Genomic DNA, 17236 nt, shown 5'->3' with positions numbered 1-17236 from the left:
AACCATCGGGCGTTGACGTCTACTTATTCAAACAAATTATGGTGTAGCTTCTGTACCACCTGCTCGGCTTCAGCACCGGGTACCAGGAAGCACAGGTTATGGCTGGACGCGCCATAGCAAATCATCCGAATATTGAACGGCTCCAGTACGCCGAACACCTCTTTACCCACGCCGCAGGCTTTGGACAGGTCGTTGCCAATCAACGCCACCAGCGCCAGGCCTTCTTCCACTTCAACCCGACACAGGGCAGACAGTTCCATCAGCAGAGACTGTGTTAACAGTGTATCGCCGGTGGACGTTGAACCGGTGGTATCCAGAGTCAGCGCGACGCTGACTTCGGATGTGGTGATTAAATCGACCGAGATATTGTGGCGTGCCAGGATGCCGAACACTTCCGCCAAAAAGCCGCGAGAGTGCAGCATATTCAGGCTATGCAGCGTCAGCAGCGTCTGCTTACGGCGTAATGCCAGCGCCCGGAACAGCGGTGGATTCGCGGTTTTATTGCAGACCAGCGTACCGCCTGCTTTTGGATCCTTACTGGAGCCCACAAACACCGGAATATCGCTACGTACGGCTGGCAACAGGGTTGCCGGATGCAGTACTTTCGCGCCAAAGGTCGCCATTTCCGCGGCCTCTTCAAAGGCGATTTCATCAATACGCTGCGCAGCCGGAACCACGCGCGGATCGGTAGTGTAGATGCCGGGAACGTCGGTCCAGATATCAACGCGCGTTGCGTGTAGGGCTTCTGCCAGTAAGGCGGCGGTATAATCGCTGCCGCCGCGTCCCAGCGTGGTGGTGCGGCCCTTGCCTTCACTGCCGATAAAGCCCTGAGTAATCACCAGACCTTCGCTCAGACGCGGGGCCAACTGGAGCGTTGCCAGTTCAGCCAGCGCCGTGACGTCGGGTTCTGCACGACCAAAACGATCGTTGGTGCGCATCACTTTACGCACGTCAAACCACTGCGCTTGCACGTTGCGTTCACGCAGGATCTCGACGAACAGCAGGGTAGACATCAGTTCACCGTGGCTGACCAGTTCGTCGGTCAGCGCGGTTGAGGTCGCCAGTGACGCCGCTTCTGCCAGTGTGGTGATGTTTTCCAGCAGACGTTCGATCTCTTCACGGATCACGTTTGGATAACGCAGGCGTTCCAGAATATTGAACTGAATTTGACGAATGGCATCGAGTTTTTCGAAGCGCGCGGTTGGCTCCAGCCCTTCAGCCAGTGCGACCAGCAGGTTGGTGATTCCCGCAGAAGCGGAAAGTACCACCACACGGACGTTAGCATCAGAAAGCACTACATCAGCGCTGCGATTCATGGCATCAAAATCCGCCACGCTGGTACCACCAAACTTGGAGACAACTACATCAGTCATAACTACCTCGTGTCAGGGAATGAATAGAGCGACCATGGCACATAAGGCAGAACGAAAACCGGTGCAGGCGCAAATGCAAATACCGTATTTATAAATAAAATGTGTAGCTTGCACTGTCAACGCTGGGATTATGCGGATTTTTCATGCTGCAACTGCGTTGAGTAACGGTACTAATAACAACGCTGATAACCGCTATACTTTTTAGCCACGTTTGGCGGATGCCCTGGCAATGGCATTAAAACAATCACACTTTTCTGTGACTGGCGTTACAATCGATCTCAGTCACAATTCTCAAAATCAGAAGAGTATTGCTAATGAAAAACATCAATCCAACGCAGACCTCAGCCTGGCAGGCACTACAAAAACACTTTGAAGAAATGAAAGACGTTACTATCGCGGATCTTTTCGCGAAAGATAGCGATCGTTTCACTAAGTTTTCCGCGACGTTTGACGATCTGATGCTGGTGGATTTCTCCAAAAACCGCATCACTGAAGAGACGCTGGCTAAACTGCAGGATCTGGCGAAAGAAACCGATTTGGCGGGTGCCATCAAGTCCATGTTCTCCGGTGAGAAAATCAACCGTACTGAAGACCGTGCCGTGCTGCACGTGGCGCTGCGTAACCGTAGCAATACGCCGATCATCGTTGACGGCAAAGATGTGATGCCGGAAGTGAATGCGGTACTGGAGAAGATGAAATCTTTCTCTGAAGCGATCATCTCCGGGAGCTGGAAAGGCTATACCGGCAAAGCCATCACTGATGTAGTAAACATCGGTATCGGCGGTTCTGACCTTGGCCCGTTCATGGTGACCGAAGCGCTGCGTCCGTATAAAAATCACCTGAACATGCACTTTGTGTCTAACGTCGATGGTACGCACATTGCCGAAGTGCTGAAGAAAGTGAATCCGGAAACCACGCTGTTCCTGGTCGCTTCCAAAACCTTCACCACCCAGGAAACCATGACCAACGCCCACAGCGCGCGCGACTGGTTCCTGGCGACCGCTGGCGACAACAAGCACGTAGCCAAACACTTCGCAGCGCTTTCCACTAACGGTAAAGCGGTTGGCGAGTTTGGTATTGATACAGCCAATATGTTCGAGTTCTGGGACTGGGTTGGCGGTCGTTACTCCCTGTGGTCTGCAATCGGTCTGTCCATCATCCTGTCCGTAGGCTTCGACAACTTTGTTGAGCTACTCTCCGGCGCGCATGCGATGGACAAACACTTCTCCACCACCCCGGCTGAGAAAAACCTGCCGGTGCTGCTGGCGCTGATCGGTATCTGGTACAACAACTTCTTCGGTGCCGAAACCGAAGCGATTCTGCCGTATGACCAGTATATGCACCGTTTCGCGGCCTACTTCCAGCAGGGCAACATGGAATCCAACGGTAAATACGTTGACCGTAACGGCAATGCGGTGGATTACCAGACTGGCCCAATCATCTGGGGTGAGCCGGGTACTAACGGCCAGCATGCGTTCTACCAGCTGATCCACCAGGGTACCAAAATGGTGCCGTGCGATTTCATCGCGCCGGCAATCACCCACAACCCGCTGTCGGATCACCATCCGAAACTGCTGTCTAACTTCTTCGCGCAAACCGAAGCGCTGGCTTTTGGTAAATCTCGCGAAGTGGTTGAGCAGGAATATCGCGACCAGGGTAAAGATCCGGCTACGCTTGAGCACGTTGTGCCGTTCAAAGTGTTCGAAGGTAACCGTCCAACGAACTCCATCCTGCTGCGCGAAATCACGCCGTTCAGCCTGGGTGCGCTGATTGCGCTGTACGAACACAAAATCTTCACTCAGGGCGCGATCCTGAACATCTTCACCTTTGACCAGTGGGGCGTTGAGCTGGGCAAACAGCTGGCGAACCGCATTCTGCCAGAGCTGAACGATGATAAAACTGTTTCTTCCCATGATGTTTCTACTAATGGGTTGATTAACCGTTACAAAGCCTGGCGCGCCTGATGGCGCTGCGCTTATCCGGCCTACAGGCACATATCCTGTAGGCCGGATAATGCGTTTCGCCGCCATCCGGCATTAATGAAATAAAAAAGCCGATATTAATATCGGCTTTTTTATAAGATTACTCCAGGATATCTACGTTTTTACTTCACTCTTTAATTGAGCTTAATCCTAAAATAATTTATTCAACGTTATCCTGTTTCTGATATTTTCAGATTTACCGGGTATTGTGTTTTTATTATGATATTTTAACTCTTTGAATTAATTTGTTTTTATTATTTGTTGTTAATCATATTTTCTCTCGTTATCTAATTGTCCTAAATTCTCTCTCGACCTAATTTACAAACTTCGCTTGTGTATACTCGATCTCGCCCGAAATTCTTTTGGGTAAATCTCCATTCATACAATGAAGGGAATTTGTGATGAAAAAAGTTCTGTATGGCCTTTGGGCTATATCTGCGCTTGCGGCGACCTCTGTCTATGCCGCCCCCGTTCAGGTGGGTGAGGCTGCAGGGTCGGCTGCTGCGTCGGTTTCGGCAGGAAGTTCCTCCGCAACCAGCGTGAGCACCGTAAGTTCTGCGGTGGGGGTTGCCCTGGCGGCGACCGGCGGCGGCGATGGTTCTAATACCGGAACCACAACTACCACAACCACCAGTACCCAGTAATAAAGGTACGTTTAATTCTAACCACACTTCGGTGTGGTTATTTTGGAATTGCCAAAAGTCTGTGGGATTTGTAGGCCGGGTAAGCGTCGCGCCACCCGGCAATAATGCGGAGAAACGTCGTGAAGCGACCAGCGATCATAATGGTTTGCCTGCTACTGCAGGCGTGCTCAGCCACTACCGAAGGGCTGGGTCATTCGCTGTGGGATAGCGTGTTTGGTACTCCCGGCGTACAGATGACGGACGATGAAATTCAAAACATGCCTTACGCCAGCCAGTACATGCAGCTCAACGGCGGTCCCCAACTGTTTGTGGTACTCGCGTTTGCAGAAAACGGACAGCAGAAATGGGTGACTCAGGATCGGGCTATTCTCGTCACGCAGCATGGGCGCATTGTGAAAACGCACCTTGGCGGGGACAACCTAATCGAGGTGAATAATCTGGCGACAGACCCGCTCATCAAGCCAAATCAGATAGTCGACGGCACAACGTGGACCCGCACGATGGGCTGGACTGAACATCAGCAGGTACGCTATGCCACCGCGCGCTCGGTTTTCACATGGGATGGCGCAGACACCATCAAAGTCGGCAGCGATAACACGCCGGTACGGATCCTTGATGAAGAGGTCACCACCGATCAAACGCGCTGGCATAACCGCTACTGGGTAGACAGTGACGGCATGATTCGCCAGTCGGAACAGTATCTTGGCGCAGGTTTCTTCCCGGTGAAAACCACGCTGATTAAGGCGGCAAAACCATGATGAAACAAATGATTACTGCGCTGACATTCAGCCTGTGCGCGGCATCTGTTTTTGCTGCGGGCAGCGTAAAAGTGATTACGACAGGTAGCACAGAAGCAAAAATGCTGACCGGTGCTGAACATCTGCTCGACCTGGTTGGACAGCCGCGGTTAAGCAATAGCTGGTGGCCAGGCGCGGTTATCAGCGAAGAGCGGGCAACAACTGAGGCACAACGTCAGCAGCAGGCATTACTGGCTCGTCTGGCGACGTTGAGCGCTGAAGCAAGCGGTGAGGATGCTGGCGCTATCAACGCATTACGCCAGCAAATTCAGGCGCTGAAGGTGGCCGGTAGACAGACGATTAATCTCGACCCGGATGTAGTGCGTACCAGTGAGCCAGGCAACCCGCCGTTGCAGGGTAATTACACACTGTGGGTCGGACCGCAGCCCACGGATATCACGCTGTTGGGTTTGCTAAGCCACACGGGTAAACAGCTGTTTATACCCGGACGTGATGTTGCCAGCTATCTCGATGGGCAGCATCGGCTCAGCGGCGCGGATCGTAGCTACGCCTGGGTTGTCTATCCCAACGGACGCACACAAAAAGTACCGGTCGCCTACTGGAACAAACGTCACATTGAGCCGATGCCCGGCAGCATCATTTTTGTCGGGTTGTCGGACTCTGTCTGGAGCAGCACCCCGGATGAAATCAATGCCGACATTCTTCGCACCCTGACCCAGCGGATACCCGAATAATGAGAAAAACTTATCTGCTCAGCCTGTTGGCGCTGGGTATCAGTGCGGCCTGTCACGGTGAAACGTATCCTGCGCCGATTGGTCCTTCCCAGTCCGATTTTGGCGGCGTGGGGCTGCTGCAAACCCCAACCGCACGCATGGCGCGTGAGGGCGAAATGAGCCTTAACTACCGCGATAACGATCAGTACCGCTATTACTCTGCGTCGGTACAACTGTTCCCGTGGCTGGAAACCACGCTGCGCTACACCGATGTGCGTACTAAAAAATACAGCAGCGTCGAGTCGTTTTCTGGCGATCAGACATACAAGGATAAAGCTTTTGATCTCAAACTACGTCTGTGGGAAGAGAGCTACTGGATGCCGCAGGTGGCGGTAGGTGCGCGCGATATTGGCGGAACGGGCCTGTTCGATGCGGAGTATATTGTGGCAAACAAAGCCTGGGGACCGTTTGATTTCTCACTCGGTCTTGGCTGGGGATACCTCGGGACCAGCGGCAACGTCAGCAATCCGTTTTGCTCATACAGCGATAAATTCTGTCATCGCGATAACAGTTACAAGCAGGCGGGTTCCATTGACGGCAGCCAGATGTTCCACGGCCCGGCATCGCTGTTTGGCGGCGTGGAATATCAGACACCCTGGCAGCCGCTGCGTCTGAAACTGGAGTATGAGGGTAATAATTACCAGCAGGATTTCGCGGGCAAGCTGGATCAGAAGAGCAAGTTTAACGTCGGCGCTATTTATCGCGTCACCGATTGGGCCGACGTTAACCTCAGCTATGAGCGCGGGAACACCTTTATGTTTGGGTTCACGCTGCGGACTAACTTCAACGATTTGCGACCAAACTATAACGATAACGCCCGCCCGAAATATCAGCCGCAGCCGCAGGATGCCATCCTGCAACATTCGGTGGTGGCGAATCAGCTAACGCTGCTGAAATACAATGCCGGGCTGGCTGATCCTAAAATCCAGGTGCAGGGCGATACGCTGTATGTAACAGGCGAACAGGTGAAATACCGTGATTCACGCGAGGGGATCGAGCGTGCCAACCGGATCGTGATGAACGATCTTCCTGACGGGATCCGCACGATCCGTATTACGGAAAATCGTCTTAACTTGCCGCAGGTGACGACCGAAACAGAGGTTTCCAGCCTCAAGCGCCATCTGGAAGGCGAGCCGTTGGGCCATGAGACTCAGCTGGCGCAAAAACGCGTGGAGCCGGTGGTGCCGAAAACGACCGAGCAGGGCTGGTATATAGATAAGTCGCGCTTCGATTTCCACATCGATCCGGTGCTTAACCAGTCGGTGGGCGGCCCGGAAAACTTCTATATGTATCAGTTGGGCGTGATGGGTACGGCGGATTGGTGGGTGACCGATCATCTGCTGACCACCGGGAGTTTGTTCGCCAACCTCGCCAATAACTATGACAAGTTTAACTACACCAACCCGCCGCAGGATTCGCATTTGCCGCGTGTGCGTACCCATGTACGTGACTACGTGCAAAACGATGTTTACGTGAATAACCTGCAGGCCAACTACTTCCAGTCACTCGGCAACGGCTTTTACGGACAGGTTTACGGCGGCTATCTGGAGACCATGTACGGCGGGGCGGGGGCAGAAGTGCTGTATCGCCCGCTGGACAGCAACTGGGCGTTTGGTGTTGATGCCAACTACGTGAAACAGCGTGACTGGCGTAGCGCGCAGGACATGATGAAATTCACCGACTACAGCGTGAAGACCGGGCATTTGACCGCGTACTGGAATCCTTCTTTCGCCCAGGATGTGCTGGTGAAAGCCAGCGTGGGTCAGTATCTGGCCGGGGATAAGGGCGGAACGTTGGAGATCGCCAAACGCTTCGACAGCGGTGTCGTGGTGGGTGGTTATGCGACTATCACTAACGCCTCGCCGGATGAGTATGGCGAGGGTGATTTTACTAAAGGGGTGTACGTTTCCGTGCCGCTGGATCTGTTCTCGTCTGGTCCGACCCGCAGCCGTGCGGCGATTGGCTGGACGCCGTTAACACGTGATGGCGGTCAGCAGCTTGGGCGTAAGTTTGGTCTGTACGATATGACCAGCGATCGCAGCGTGAATTTTCGGTAATCGAGCCGTTTGCCAGCCGGATGGCGCTACGCTTATCCGGCCTACAAAGAGCCTGTATTGCAGGCCGGATAAGGTATTTACGCCGTCATCAGGGAAGTTACAGGCGACGCAATAATTTTGCCGGGTTTCCCGCGTACACGCCTTTCTCGGTGATTGATTTGGTCACTACGCTTCCTGCGCCGATGACCGCGCCATCGCAGACAGTGACCGCCAGAATGGTCGCCCCGCTGCCGATCGAAACATCGTCGCCAATCGTAATTCTTCCCCAACTGTTGCGGTCGGCGTTGGGTTTTCCTTCGCGGAACATATCGTTGGCGAACATCACGCCATGACCGATAAAACAGCGGGCGCCGAGGGTGACATATTCGCAGATGAAGGTGTGCGACTGAATTTTGCTGTCTGCGCCAATCTGTGTGTTGCCCTGGATTTCAACAAATGGTCCGACAAAAACGTTGTCTCCCAATGTGCAATCGTAGAGATTGGCAGGTTCATAAATCACCACGTTCTCACCGCAGGTAACGTTGCGGACAGCGGATTGTCTTAGCTGCATAATTCATCCTGTGAAATGTATCGTGGCATTCATCATTCTCCGTTGACCTTTCTTGCACAAAATATAAACAAAAAATGTAGATCTCTGTCACATTTTTGCGTTATACAGGAACCTCGCCACTGAGTAAGAGGTGCTGCTATGACGTCGCTATCTCGTCCGCGCGTGGAGTTTATCTCCACTATTTTACAGACCGTGTTGAATCTGGGACTGCTGAGTCTGGGCCTGATCCTGGTTGTATTCCTCGGGAAAGAAACGCTGCATCTGGCGGACGTGCTGTTCGCGCCGGAACAAACCAGCAAGTATGAGCTGGTGGAAGGGCTGGTGGTTTACTTCCTCTACTTTGAATTTATCGCGTTGATTGTGAAGTACTTTCAGTCAGGGTTTCACTTTCCGTTGCGCTACTTTGTCTATATCGGGATCACTGCGATTGTGCGGTTGATCATTGTCGATCATAAAGCGCCGATGGATGTGCTGATCTATTCTGCAGCGATCCTGCTGCTGGTGATCACCCTGTGGCTGTGTAATTCCAAACGGCTGAAGCGAGAGTAAAAGACAACACGCCGCAATCGGGCTGCGGCGTGTTGCAGGTCAGGATTACTGCGCAGAGGCAGGCTGGGTTTTCTCTGCGGAGGGTTCCCACAGTTCTTCAAGTTCTTCCAGCGTTTTGCCTTTGGTTTCCGGCACAAACTTCCACATAAACAGCGCGGCCAGAATGCCCATGCAACCGTAAATCCAGTAGGAGAAACCGTTGTGGAAATGGGAAACCAGCCACGAATTTTTGTCCATCATCGGGAAGGTCCAGGAGACGAAGTAGTTCGCCAGCCATTGAGCTGCAACGGCAATGGCGAGCGCTTTGCCACGAATCGCGTTCGGGAAGATTTCGGCCAGCAGCACCCAACAAACTGGTCCCCAGGACATGGCGAATGCGGCGACGTAAAACAGCATCGACAGCAGAGCAACCAGCCCGGAAGCCTGGGTATAAAACGCGGTACCGAGACTGAACATACCGATGGCCATGCCCAGAGCGCCAATAATCTGCAGTGGTTTGCGACCAAATTTATCCACCGTCATGATAGCCAGCACGGTGAAGCTCAGGTTGATCACGCCAACAATAATGGTCTGTAACAAGGCCACGTCGGTGCTGGCTCCCAGCGTTTTAAACACCTCCGGGGCGTAGTAGAGCACGACGTTAATACCGACGAATTGCTGGAAGATAGACAGCATTACGCCGATGACGATAACGCCTGCGCCAAACATCAGTAGGCGACCACCGGTTTTACGACCATGTTCCAGAGAGTGATTGATCTCCTGCATGGCCTGGGTGGCGAGGGTACTGCTCATAATTTTGCGCAGAATACCTTCCGCTTGTTCGTGTCTGCCACGCGCCATCAGCCAGCGCGGGCTTTCTGGTACGGTGTACAGCAGCAGTAAAAACAGCAGAGCGGGAATACTTTCGGACGCAAACATATAGCGCCAGCCATCGGTATTCAGCCAGTTCGCATCACCCGAACGGGCGATAAAATAGTTAACGCAATACACTAACAGTTGACCAAAAATAATGGCGAATTGGTTAAATGACACCAGTTTCCCACGAATGTGCGCGGGTGCCAGTTCAGCAATATACATTGGTGAGAGCATTGAAGCTAAACCTACCCCAATACCCCCAATGATACGATAAATAACAAATTCGGGAACGTATCCGGCTAAATAAACGGGTACGGCGTTATCTGGATTAATAGTTGTAAAGCCTAGTTCCGGCCAGGCGGAACCAATACCAGAAATAAAGAACAGCAGCGCCGCGATTTTCAGCGAGTCCCGGCGGCCAAATCGGTTACTGCAATAGCCGCCCAACGCACCGCCGATGATGCAGCCAATCAACGCACTGGCGACGCAAAAGCCCAACAGCGAGTTGGCGGCAGATTCACTTAAGTGTTGTGGGGCGACAAATACGGTATTTAAGGACTCTACCGTTCCGGATATGACTGCAGTGTCGTAGCCGAATAATAGCCCTCCTAATGTTGCCACTAATGTAATCGAAAAAATATAACTGGAATTATATTGAGTGTTCATTCAGACCTGCCTTAGAGGATACAGCTCTTTTGATCAGTGCCGTGATGTTGAATTTAACAGGCAGGGAAGACAATTATCATTTTTTACATTGCAATTACGTTTTGTCTTTTCTGTGATCTTAATTCTGTTTAATTTTATTGCGTTCGGGTGCAAAATAGAATTGCAGTGATGGGGCGCACGAAAGGAAATAATCGTAAGCGTAATACAAAATAACATAAAAAAAGGGCGCTCCGTAGAGCGCCGAATAACAGTCACAGGTTGGGATAACATAAGTTGAGGGTTGCAGTGGCATTGCCCGTTGCCGGGCAGTTACTTCGGTAAAACTTAACCTTTCACACCACCTGCCGTCAGTCCGTTGACCAGCCAGCGCTGCGCCAGCAAGAACACCAGAGTGATCGGAATGGCTGAAAGTACAGCTGCGGCGGCAAAGTCGCCCCACAAATAGTTCTGTGGATTGAGGTACTGCTGCATACCTACCGCGAGGGTATAGCTGTTCACATCACGCAGCAGCAGTGACGCGACCGGTACTTCGGTAATAGCGGCAATGAAAGACAGAATAAACACGACCGCCAGAATCGGAACGGAAAGTGGTAGCAGCACCAGGCGGAATGCCTGCCACGGCGTTGCGCCATCCAGCGCGGCCGCTTCTTCCAGCGAACCGTCGATGGTTTCGAAATAACCCTTAATCGTCCATACATGCAGCGCAATACCGCCAAGATAGGCGAAGATCACGCCGCCGTGCGTGTTCAGGCCGATAAACGGAATGTACTGACCCAGGCGGTCAAACAAAGCATACAACGCGACCAGAGACAGCACCGCCGGGAACATCTGGAAAATCAGCATCCCTTTAAGCAGGGTTGCTTTGCCCGGGAAACGCATACGGGCAAAGGCGTAAGCACAGGTGGTGGAAAGCGTCACGATACCGATCGCGGTAATGCTGGCCACTTTCACCGAGTTCCACAGCCATAACAATACCGGGAACGGCGGTGGCGTCACGCGGCCATCCGCGTGTTCAACGCTAAAGCCCAGCGCCAGTTTCCAGTGTTCCCAGGAGATGTTTTCCGGGATCAAACTGCCGGTAGCAAAGTTACCTTCGCGCAGCGAGATAGCGATAACCATCAGCAACGGGAACATGATCGCCGCGATGAAAATCAGCAGCAGCAGGTGCGTTGTTAAGAGACGCAGTTTCTGAGATTTGGGTTGTACCATAGCCATGTTCGTTGTCTCCCTTAATCAAACTTCATACGTGTGGCTTTCAGGTTCACAATCGCCAGCGCACCCACCAGCAGGAAGATCAGCGTGGCAATCGCCGCCGCCAGACCGAAGTCCTGACCACCGCCGCCTTCAAAGGCGATACGGTAGGTGTAGCTCACGAGCAGGTCGGTATAACCGGCTGGCGTGGTGGTGCCGAGTCGGTCCGGGCCACCGTTGGTCAACAGCTGAATCAGCACGAAGTTGTTAAAGTTAAAGGCGAAGCTGGCGATCATCAGCGGTGTCAGCGGCTTAATCAGCAGCGGTAGCGTTATCTTAAAGAAGTCCTGGAACGGACCTGCACCATCCATCGCCGAGGCTTCATACAGATCGTCAGGAATCGCTTTCAGCAGACCCATGCACAGGATCATCATGTATGGATAACCGAGCCAGGTGTTGACGATAATAATCATCGAACGCGCGGTGGTTGGGTCGCTGAACCAGGCCGGTTTGATGCCAAACAGTGCGCTCAGCATCATGTTGATTTCACCAAAGCTCTGGTTGAATAAGCCCTTAAAAATCAGAATCGAGATAAACGACGGTACGGCATACGGAAGAATCAACAGGACACGGTAAATCGCTTTGCCTTTGAGAGACTCCCACTGTACGAGACAGGCCAGCACCATCCCCACAGCAACGGTGAGGATCACGGTCAGAACGGAGAAGACCACCGTCCAGACAAAGATGGCGAAGAACGGTTTCTGGATGCCTTCGTCGGTAAACACGCGAGTGAAGTTATCCCAGCCGATGGCAACGGTATAGCCTGGACTGAGTTTTTCGCTACCCCAGCTACCGTCAGCGTTAATCGCCTGATAATAACCAATATCGTTATTGGCGCGGTATTTTACGCCGCTCTGGTTGTTGGTGAGCGTACCGTCATCAGCGAGCGTATAAAGTGGCTGCGTGCCGGAGAACTGGCGCAACGAGCTCATAATCACTTTGCTTTCATCCGGCAGGATGGCGGTCAGTTGGTTCAGCGCCTGGCGATTCTGCGTGATGATGCGCAGCGTCCCACGCTCGCCCGCTGGCAAAGCATCCGTTTCTTTCAGTTGCAGTTTCTGTTCGCCGCCAAATTTGAAGGCGTCGGAAACATAATTCTTGCCGGTTTCACCGTCGGTGAGAGCCAATTGCCACTCATCACCCGCCGGATACAGGCCAAAGTTGTAGGTTTTCCCAGCCTGATACGAACGATCCATCAGGACTTCCTGAGCACGTTCAAAGGTCAGTTGGTTAGTACTGCTGTAGTTGGTAAAGGCAATGGCGATCGTACAAATCAGCGGAAACAGGACAAACAGCCCCATACCGGCAACGCCCGGGTAAACATAGCGCCAGGCATAGGCTTTACGGTTAGCGAAAATATACAGGCCAGCAGAGCTTAAAATCAGCGTCATGATGGCAAACAGGTACTCCCCCTGAGCGTACATCAAAACAACAAGGTAACCGACCAGCAGCCCAAGCAGACCCATCACTGACCATTTCAGCGTGTCGCTTTGCCACCAGTGTTTCTTTTTAATGACATCCATGGGGTTCAATCCTCAACAACAATGAAAACCTGTTGGTCAGCGTGCCTGATGGCGCTGCGCTTATCAGGCCTACGGTGTGTTGTAGGCCGGATAAGGCATTTATGCCGCCATCCGGCACGTGTGCTACAGCATTACTTGGTGATACGACCTTGTGCATCTTTCAGCGCGGCATCGACGGTCTGACGGCCGCTGGCTGCGTTGATCACTGCGGTACGAACGGCATACCAGAATGCGGACATCTGTGGGATGTTCGGCATGATTTCGCCTTTCTGGGCGTTATCCATGGTGGCGGCGATGCGTGGGTCTTTTGCTAACTGATCCTGGAAGGATTTCAGCGCAACGGCGCCCAGCGGCTTGTCCTTGTTCACTTCATCCAGACCCTGATCGGTCAGCAGGTAGTTTTCGAGGAACTCTTTCGCCAGTTCTTTGTTCGGGCTGGCGGCGTTGATACCGGCGCTCAGAACGCCAACAAATGGTTTAGACGCTTTACCTTTGAAGGTTGGCAGCAGCGTGACGCCGTAGTTGATTTTGCTCTTGTCGATATTGGACCACGCCCACGGACCGTTGATGGTCATCGCGGTATCGCCCTTGTTAAAGGCCGCTTCGGCGATGGAGTAATCGGTATCCGCGTTCATGTGTTTGTTCTTGATCAGGTCAACCAGGAAGGTCAGACCCGCTTTCGCGCCGGCGTTATCCACGCCCACGTCTTTCACATCGTACTTGCCGTTTTCAAACTTGAATGCGTAACCGCCGTCGGCGGCAATCAGCGGCCAGGTGAAGTACGGCTCTTGCAGGTTGAACATCAGCGCGGATTTACCTTTCGCCTTCAGCTCTTTATCCAGTGCAGGAATTTCTTCCCAGGTTTTCGGTGGGTTTGGCACGAGGTCTTTGTTGTAAATCAGCGACAGCGCTTCAACCGCGATCGGGTAGGCAATCAGTTTGCCGTTATAGCGTACGGCATCCCAGGTGAACGGATAGAGTTTGTCCTGGAACGCTTTGTCAGGCGTGATTTCAGCCAGCAGGCCAGACTGAGCGTAACCGCCAAAACGGTCATGAGCCCAGAAGATGATGTCCGGGCCGTCGCCGGTCGCGGCAACCTGCGGGAATTTCTCTTCCAGTTTGTCCGGGTGCTCAATAGTGACTTTGATCCCGGTGTCTTTCTCGAATTTTTTGCCCACTTCAGCGAGGCCGTTATAGCCTTTGTCGCCGTTAATCCAGATAACCAGCTTACCTTCTTCAATCTTGGCGAGAGCCGAGGCGGAAAACATCATCGTCGTTAATGCAGACAATGCGAGGATGCGTGCGCCAGTTTTGATTTTCATAGTTCCCATCCTGTTTGGTGATTTTGCAGAGGTGGCTTAACGGTTACTAGTTTCTTTATACGACAACCTCTTTCCATCCTCCTTACCCCTACGCCCCACCCGCTCTTTATGTGATCTGTGTTACATAAATGTGAGTATTGCGTACTGGCGCACATAAAAACCCACCGATTTTTGCAGGCTGCATCACGAAATTCCTCTGAGGCGGGTAGCCCGGGTCTCAGACGCTGCTCTCTCATCCTCCCGCCTCCTCCCCCATAAAAAAGCCGGGGGGTGGAGGATTCACGCAGGCAAGTGATCGCGCATAGTCAGCCCATCATGAATGTTGCTGTCGATGACAGGTTGTAACGAAGGGAGAAGGGCATGGCGAGCGTACAGCTGCGAAATGTAACAAAAGCCTGGGGTGACGTGGTGGTATCGAAAGATATCAATCTCGACATTCACGAAGGGGAATTCGTGGTGTTTGTCGGACCGTCAGGCTGTGGTAAGTCGACCTTGCTGCGTATGATCGCCGGGCTTGAAACCATCACCAGTGGTGACTTGTTTATCGGGGAGACCCGGATGAACGACATTCCGCCCGCCGAACGCGGTGTGGGCATGGTCTTTCAGTCCTACGCGTTATACCCCCATTTATCTGTCGCGGAAAACATGTCATTCGGCCTCAAACTGGCCGGGGCGAAAAAAGAAGTGATGAACCAGCGTGTGAACCAGGTTGCGGAAGTTCTGCAACTGGCACACCTGCTGGAGCGTAAACCAAAAGCGCTTTCCGGCGGACAACGTCAGCGTGTGGCGATTGGCCGTACGCTGGTCGCCGAACCGCGTGTATTCCTGCTGGACGAACCGCTGTCAAACCTCGACGCCGCGCTGCGCGTGCAGATGCGTATTGAAATCTCCCGCCTGCATAAACGTCTTGGTCGCACGATGATTTACGTCACCCACGATCAGGTCGAAGCGATGACCCTGGCTGACAAAATTGTGGTGCTGGATGCCGGTCGCGTAGCGCAGGTCGGTAAACCGCTGGAGCTATACCACTACCCGGCTGACCGCTTTGTTGCCGGGTTTATTGGCTCGCCGAAGATGAACTTCCTGCCGGTGAAAGTCACCGGGACGGCCATCGATCAGGTGCAGGTTGAACTGCCTAACCGCCAGCAAATATGGCTCCCGGTAGACAGCCATGCGGTGCAGGTTGGCGCCAACATGTCTTTAGGTATCCGCCCGGAACATCTGCTGCCCAGCGATATCGCCGATGTCACTCTCGAAGGTGAAGTGCAGGTGGTCGAGCAGCTTGGTCACGAAACACAAATTCATATCCAGATCCCCGCCATCCGTCAAAACCTGGTTTACCGCCAGAACGACGTGGTGTTGGTAGAAGAGGGTGCCACATTCGCTATCGGCCTGCCGCCAGAGCGTTGCCATCTGTTCCGTGAGGATGGCAGTGCATGTCGTCGGTTGCATCAAGAGCCGGGTGTTTAAGGTATCCCATTAAAAAAAAGCGCAAAACCGTCAAGGTGAAGCGTTTAAAGAAAAGCAATGATCTCAGGAGATAGAACGATGATTACTCTGCGCAAACTCCCTCTGGCGGTTGCTGTGGCGGCAGGCATTATGTCTGTTCAGGCAATGGCTGTGGATTTCCATGGCTATGCACGTTCCGGCATTGGCTGGACGGGTAGCGGCGGTGAACAACAGTGTTTCCAGGCAACCGGCGCCCAAAGTAAATACCGTCTGGGTAACGAATGTGAAACCTATGCGGAAATTAAATTAGGTCAGGAAGTGTGGAAAGAGGGCGATAAGAGCTTCTACTTCGACACTAACGTTGCCTATTCCGTCGCACAGCAGAATGACTGGGAAGGGACTGACCCGGCCTTCCGTGAAGCCAACGTGCAGGGTAAAAACCTGATTGAATGGCTGCCAGGCTCCACTATCTGGGCAGGTAAGCGCTTCTATCAGCGTCATGATGTTCACATGATCGACTTCTACTACTGGGATATTTCAGGTCCTGGTGCTGGTATTGAAAACATCGATCTGGGCTTCGGTAAACTGTCTCTGGCCGCGAGCCGTTCACAGGAAGCGGGTGGTTCATATGCTTTCAGCAGCCAGAATATCTATGATCGTACCAAAGACACCGCCAACGACGTATTTGACGTTCGTTTAGCACAGTTGGCAACTAACCCGGATGGGATGTTGGAATTGGGCGTTGACTATGGCCGTGCGAATACCACCGATGATTACCACCTGGCAGACGGCGCATCTAAAGATGGTTGGATGTTCACCGCTGAACATACCCAGAGCATGCTGAAGGGCTACAACAAGTTTGTTGTTCAGTACGCGACAGATTCTATGACCACTCAGGGTAAAGGTCTGAACCAAGGGTCTTACGGTTCATCCTCCTTCACCGTTACTAACCCAGACGGTAGTAAAACGAATTACGCCAATAACGTTATTAATAACAACGGTAGCCTGTTCCGCGTACTTGACCACGGTGCAATCTCCCTGGGCGACAAATGGGATCTGATGTACGTCGGTATGTACCAGAACCTCGATATGGATAACGACCTGGGGACCGAATGGTACACCGTCGGTATTCGTCCGATGTACAAATGGACACCGATCATGAGCACCCTGCTGGAAGTCGGTTACGACAACGTCAAATCTCAGCAAACTGGCGATCGCAACAGCCAGTACAAAATCACCCTGGCGCAACAGTGGCAGGCTGGCGACAGCATCTGGTCCCGCCCGGCAATTCGTGTCTTTGCAACCTATGCCAAATGGGATGAAGAGTGGGGCTACGTTAAAAATGGTAACGACGTAACCAAATACGCTGCTGCAACCAACTCTGGTATCAGCACAACCAGCCGTGGCGACAGCGATGAGTGGTCCTTCGGTGCCCAGATGGAAATCTGGTGGTAATTCAGCACTAACCTGACGTAAAGACCGAA

General features: G+C 52.7%; 14 protein-coding genes. 8 read left to right on the top strand and 6 right to left on the bottom strand.

Going from position 1 to position 17236, the window contains the following annotated elements; translation table 11 throughout:
• Positions 1 to 23: 23 nt before the first annotated feature.
• Complete coding sequence (lysC, locus tag SK34_RS21645) at positions 24 to 1373, bottom strand: lysine-sensitive aspartokinase 3 (RefSeq protein WP_003844704.1); 1350 nt, start codon at positions 1371 to 1373, stop codon at positions 24 to 26.
• A gap of 314 nt (positions 1374 to 1687) precedes the next feature.
• Between lysC and pgi the strand changes: the two genes are divergently transcribed.
• The 5 genes from pgi (at position 1688) to SK34_RS21620 (ending at position 7587) form a co-directional block, all read left to right on the top strand.
• The gene (gene pgi, locus SK34_RS21640) at positions 1688 to 3337 is read left to right on the top strand and encodes a glucose-6-phosphate isomerase (RefSeq protein ID WP_003031668.1); all 1650 of its coding nucleotides are present in this window, start codon (positions 1688 to 1690) and stop codon (positions 3335 to 3337) included.
• Positions 3338 to 3756: 419 nt separating this feature from the next.
• Positions 3757 to 3999: an exopolysaccharide production protein YjbE gene (gene yjbE, locus SK34_RS21635; RefSeq protein ID WP_003826562.1), complete on the top strand. Its 243-nt coding sequence runs from the start codon at positions 3757 to 3759 to the stop codon at positions 3997 to 3999.
• A 119-nt stretch (positions 4000 to 4118) separates the two neighbouring features.
• Positions 4119 to 4757 (top strand): YjbF family lipoprotein, encoded by a 639-nt coding sequence (locus SK34_RS21630; RefSeq protein ID WP_032938210.1) that lies wholly within the window; start codon positions 4119 to 4121, stop codon positions 4755 to 4757.
• A complete protein-coding gene (locus SK34_RS21625) occupies positions 4754 to 5491 on the top strand; it encodes a capsule biosynthesis GfcC family protein (protein WP_048234156.1) in 738 nt (245 codons plus the stop codon). The genes SK34_RS21630 and SK34_RS21625 overlap by 4 nt, the downstream gene beginning before the upstream one ends.
• Positions 5491 to 7587 carry a YjbH domain-containing protein gene (locus SK34_RS21620; RefSeq protein WP_048234155.1) on the top strand — a complete coding sequence of 699 codons (2097 nt, stop codon included), beginning with the start codon at positions 5491 to 5493 and terminating at the stop codon, positions 7585 to 7587. Before SK34_RS21625 ends, SK34_RS21620 begins: the two co-directional genes overlap by 1 nt.
• A 97-nt stretch (positions 7588 to 7684) precedes the next feature.
• On the opposite strand, the gene SK34_RS21615 is transcribed toward SK34_RS21620, so the two are convergent.
• Entirely contained in the window at positions 7685 to 8137 is a 453-nt protein-coding gene (locus tag SK34_RS21615; protein WP_003031673.1) for an acyltransferase, read from the bottom strand.
• A gap of 138 nt (positions 8138 to 8275) precedes the next feature.
• On the opposite strand from SK34_RS21615, the gene psiE reads away from it, so the two are divergent.
• Entirely contained in the window at positions 8276 to 8686 is a 411-nt protein-coding gene (gene psiE / locus SK34_RS21610) for a phosphate-starvation-inducible protein PsiE (RefSeq protein ID WP_003031674.1), read from the top strand.
• Positions 8687 to 8731: 45 nt separating this feature from the next.
• Here psiE and xylE read toward each other — a convergent pair whose 3' ends face one another.
• The 4 genes from xylE to malE all read right to left on the bottom strand — a co-directional run bounded on the left by xylE (position 8732) and on the right by malE (position 14303).
• On the bottom strand, positions 8732 to 10207 hold the full coding sequence (xylE, locus tag SK34_RS21605; RefSeq protein ID WP_048234154.1) for a D-xylose transporter XylE: 1476 nt from the start codon (positions 10205 to 10207) through the stop codon (positions 8732 to 8734).
• Positions 10208 to 10531: 324 nt separating this feature from the next.
• Positions 10532 to 11422, bottom strand: a complete 891-nt coding sequence (malG, locus tag SK34_RS21600) for a maltose ABC transporter permease MalG (RefSeq protein WP_003031677.1) — start codon at positions 11420 to 11422, stop codon at positions 10532 to 10534.
• A gap of 14 nt (positions 11423 to 11436) precedes the next feature.
• The gene (gene malF, locus SK34_RS21595; RefSeq protein WP_048234153.1) at positions 11437 to 12981 is read right to left on the bottom strand and encodes a maltose ABC transporter permease MalF; all 1545 of its coding nucleotides are present in this window, start codon (positions 12979 to 12981) and stop codon (positions 11437 to 11439) included.
• A 131-nt stretch (positions 12982 to 13112) separates the two neighbouring features.
• Positions 13113 to 14303 (bottom strand): maltose/maltodextrin ABC transporter substrate-binding protein MalE, encoded by a 1191-nt coding sequence (malE, locus tag SK34_RS21590; RefSeq protein ID WP_003031680.1) that lies wholly within the window; start codon positions 14301 to 14303, stop codon positions 13113 to 13115.
• A gap of 360 nt (positions 14304 to 14663) precedes the next feature.
• On the opposite strand from malE, the gene malK reads away from it, so the two are divergent.
• Both malK and SK34_RS21580 read left to right on the top strand, forming a co-directional pair.
• Positions 14664 to 15773: a maltose/maltodextrin ABC transporter ATP-binding protein MalK gene (gene malK / locus SK34_RS21585; protein WP_003031682.1), complete on the top strand. Its 1110-nt coding sequence runs from the start codon at positions 14664 to 14666 to the stop codon at positions 15771 to 15773.
• Positions 15774 to 15851: 78 nt separating this feature from the next.
• Positions 15852 to 17207, top strand: a complete 1356-nt coding sequence (locus SK34_RS21580; protein ID WP_003031683.1) for a maltoporin — start codon at positions 15852 to 15854, stop codon at positions 17205 to 17207.
• The last annotated feature ends 29 nt before the right edge of the window (positions 17208 to 17236 follow it).

Origin of the sequence: Citrobacter sp. MGH104, from assembly GCF_001034485.1 — a bacterium.
Lineage (GTDB): Bacteria > Pseudomonadota > Gammaproteobacteria > Enterobacterales > Enterobacteriaceae > Citrobacter > Citrobacter freundii.
Note: the sequence above shows the minus strand (reverse complement) of the source record. Positions and strands in the feature narration are given on the sequence as shown.

What these genes read in the sequence shown, in the direction of transcription:
- malE (WP_003031680.1), bottom strand. Translation starts at nt 14,303, where the DNA reads ATGAAAATCAAAACTGGCGCACGCATCCTCGCATTGTCTGCATTAACG.
- malK (WP_003031682.1), top strand. Translation starts at nt 14,664, where the DNA reads ATGGCGAGCGTACAGCTGCGAAATGTAACAAAAGCCTGGGGTGACGTG.
- SK34_RS21615 (WP_003031673.1), bottom strand. Translation starts at nt 8,137, where the DNA reads ATGCAGCTAAGACAATCCGCTGTCCGCAACGTTACCTGCGGTGAGAAC.
- lysC (WP_003844704.1), bottom strand. Translation starts at nt 1,373, where the DNA reads ATGACTGATGTAGTTGTCTCCAAGTTTGGTGGTACCAGCGTGGCGGAT.
- xylE (WP_048234154.1), bottom strand. Translation starts at nt 10,207, where the DNA reads ATGAACACTCAATATAATTCCAGTTATATTTTTTCGATTACATTAGTG.
- malG (WP_003031677.1), bottom strand. Translation starts at nt 11,422, where the DNA reads ATGGCTATGGTACAACCCAAATCTCAGAAACTGCGTCTCTTAACAACG.
- pgi (WP_003031668.1), top strand. Translation starts at nt 1,688, where the DNA reads ATGAAAAACATCAATCCAACGCAGACCTCAGCCTGGCAGGCACTACAA.
- SK34_RS21620 (WP_048234155.1), top strand. Translation starts at nt 5,491, where the DNA reads ATGAGAAAAACTTATCTGCTCAGCCTGTTGGCGCTGGGTATCAGTGCG.
- yjbE (WP_003826562.1), top strand. Translation starts at nt 3,757, where the DNA reads ATGAAAAAAGTTCTGTATGGCCTTTGGGCTATATCTGCGCTTGCGGCG.
- psiE (WP_003031674.1), top strand. Translation starts at nt 8,276, where the DNA reads ATGACGTCGCTATCTCGTCCGCGCGTGGAGTTTATCTCCACTATTTTA.
- SK34_RS21580 (WP_003031683.1), top strand. Translation starts at nt 15,852, where the DNA reads ATGATTACTCTGCGCAAACTCCCTCTGGCGGTTGCTGTGGCGGCAGGC.
- SK34_RS21625 (WP_048234156.1), top strand. Translation starts at nt 4,754, where the DNA reads ATGATGAAACAAATGATTACTGCGCTGACATTCAGCCTGTGCGCGGCA.
- malF (WP_048234153.1), bottom strand. Translation starts at nt 12,981, where the DNA reads ATGGATGTCATTAAAAAGAAACACTGGTGGCAAAGCGACACGCTGAAA.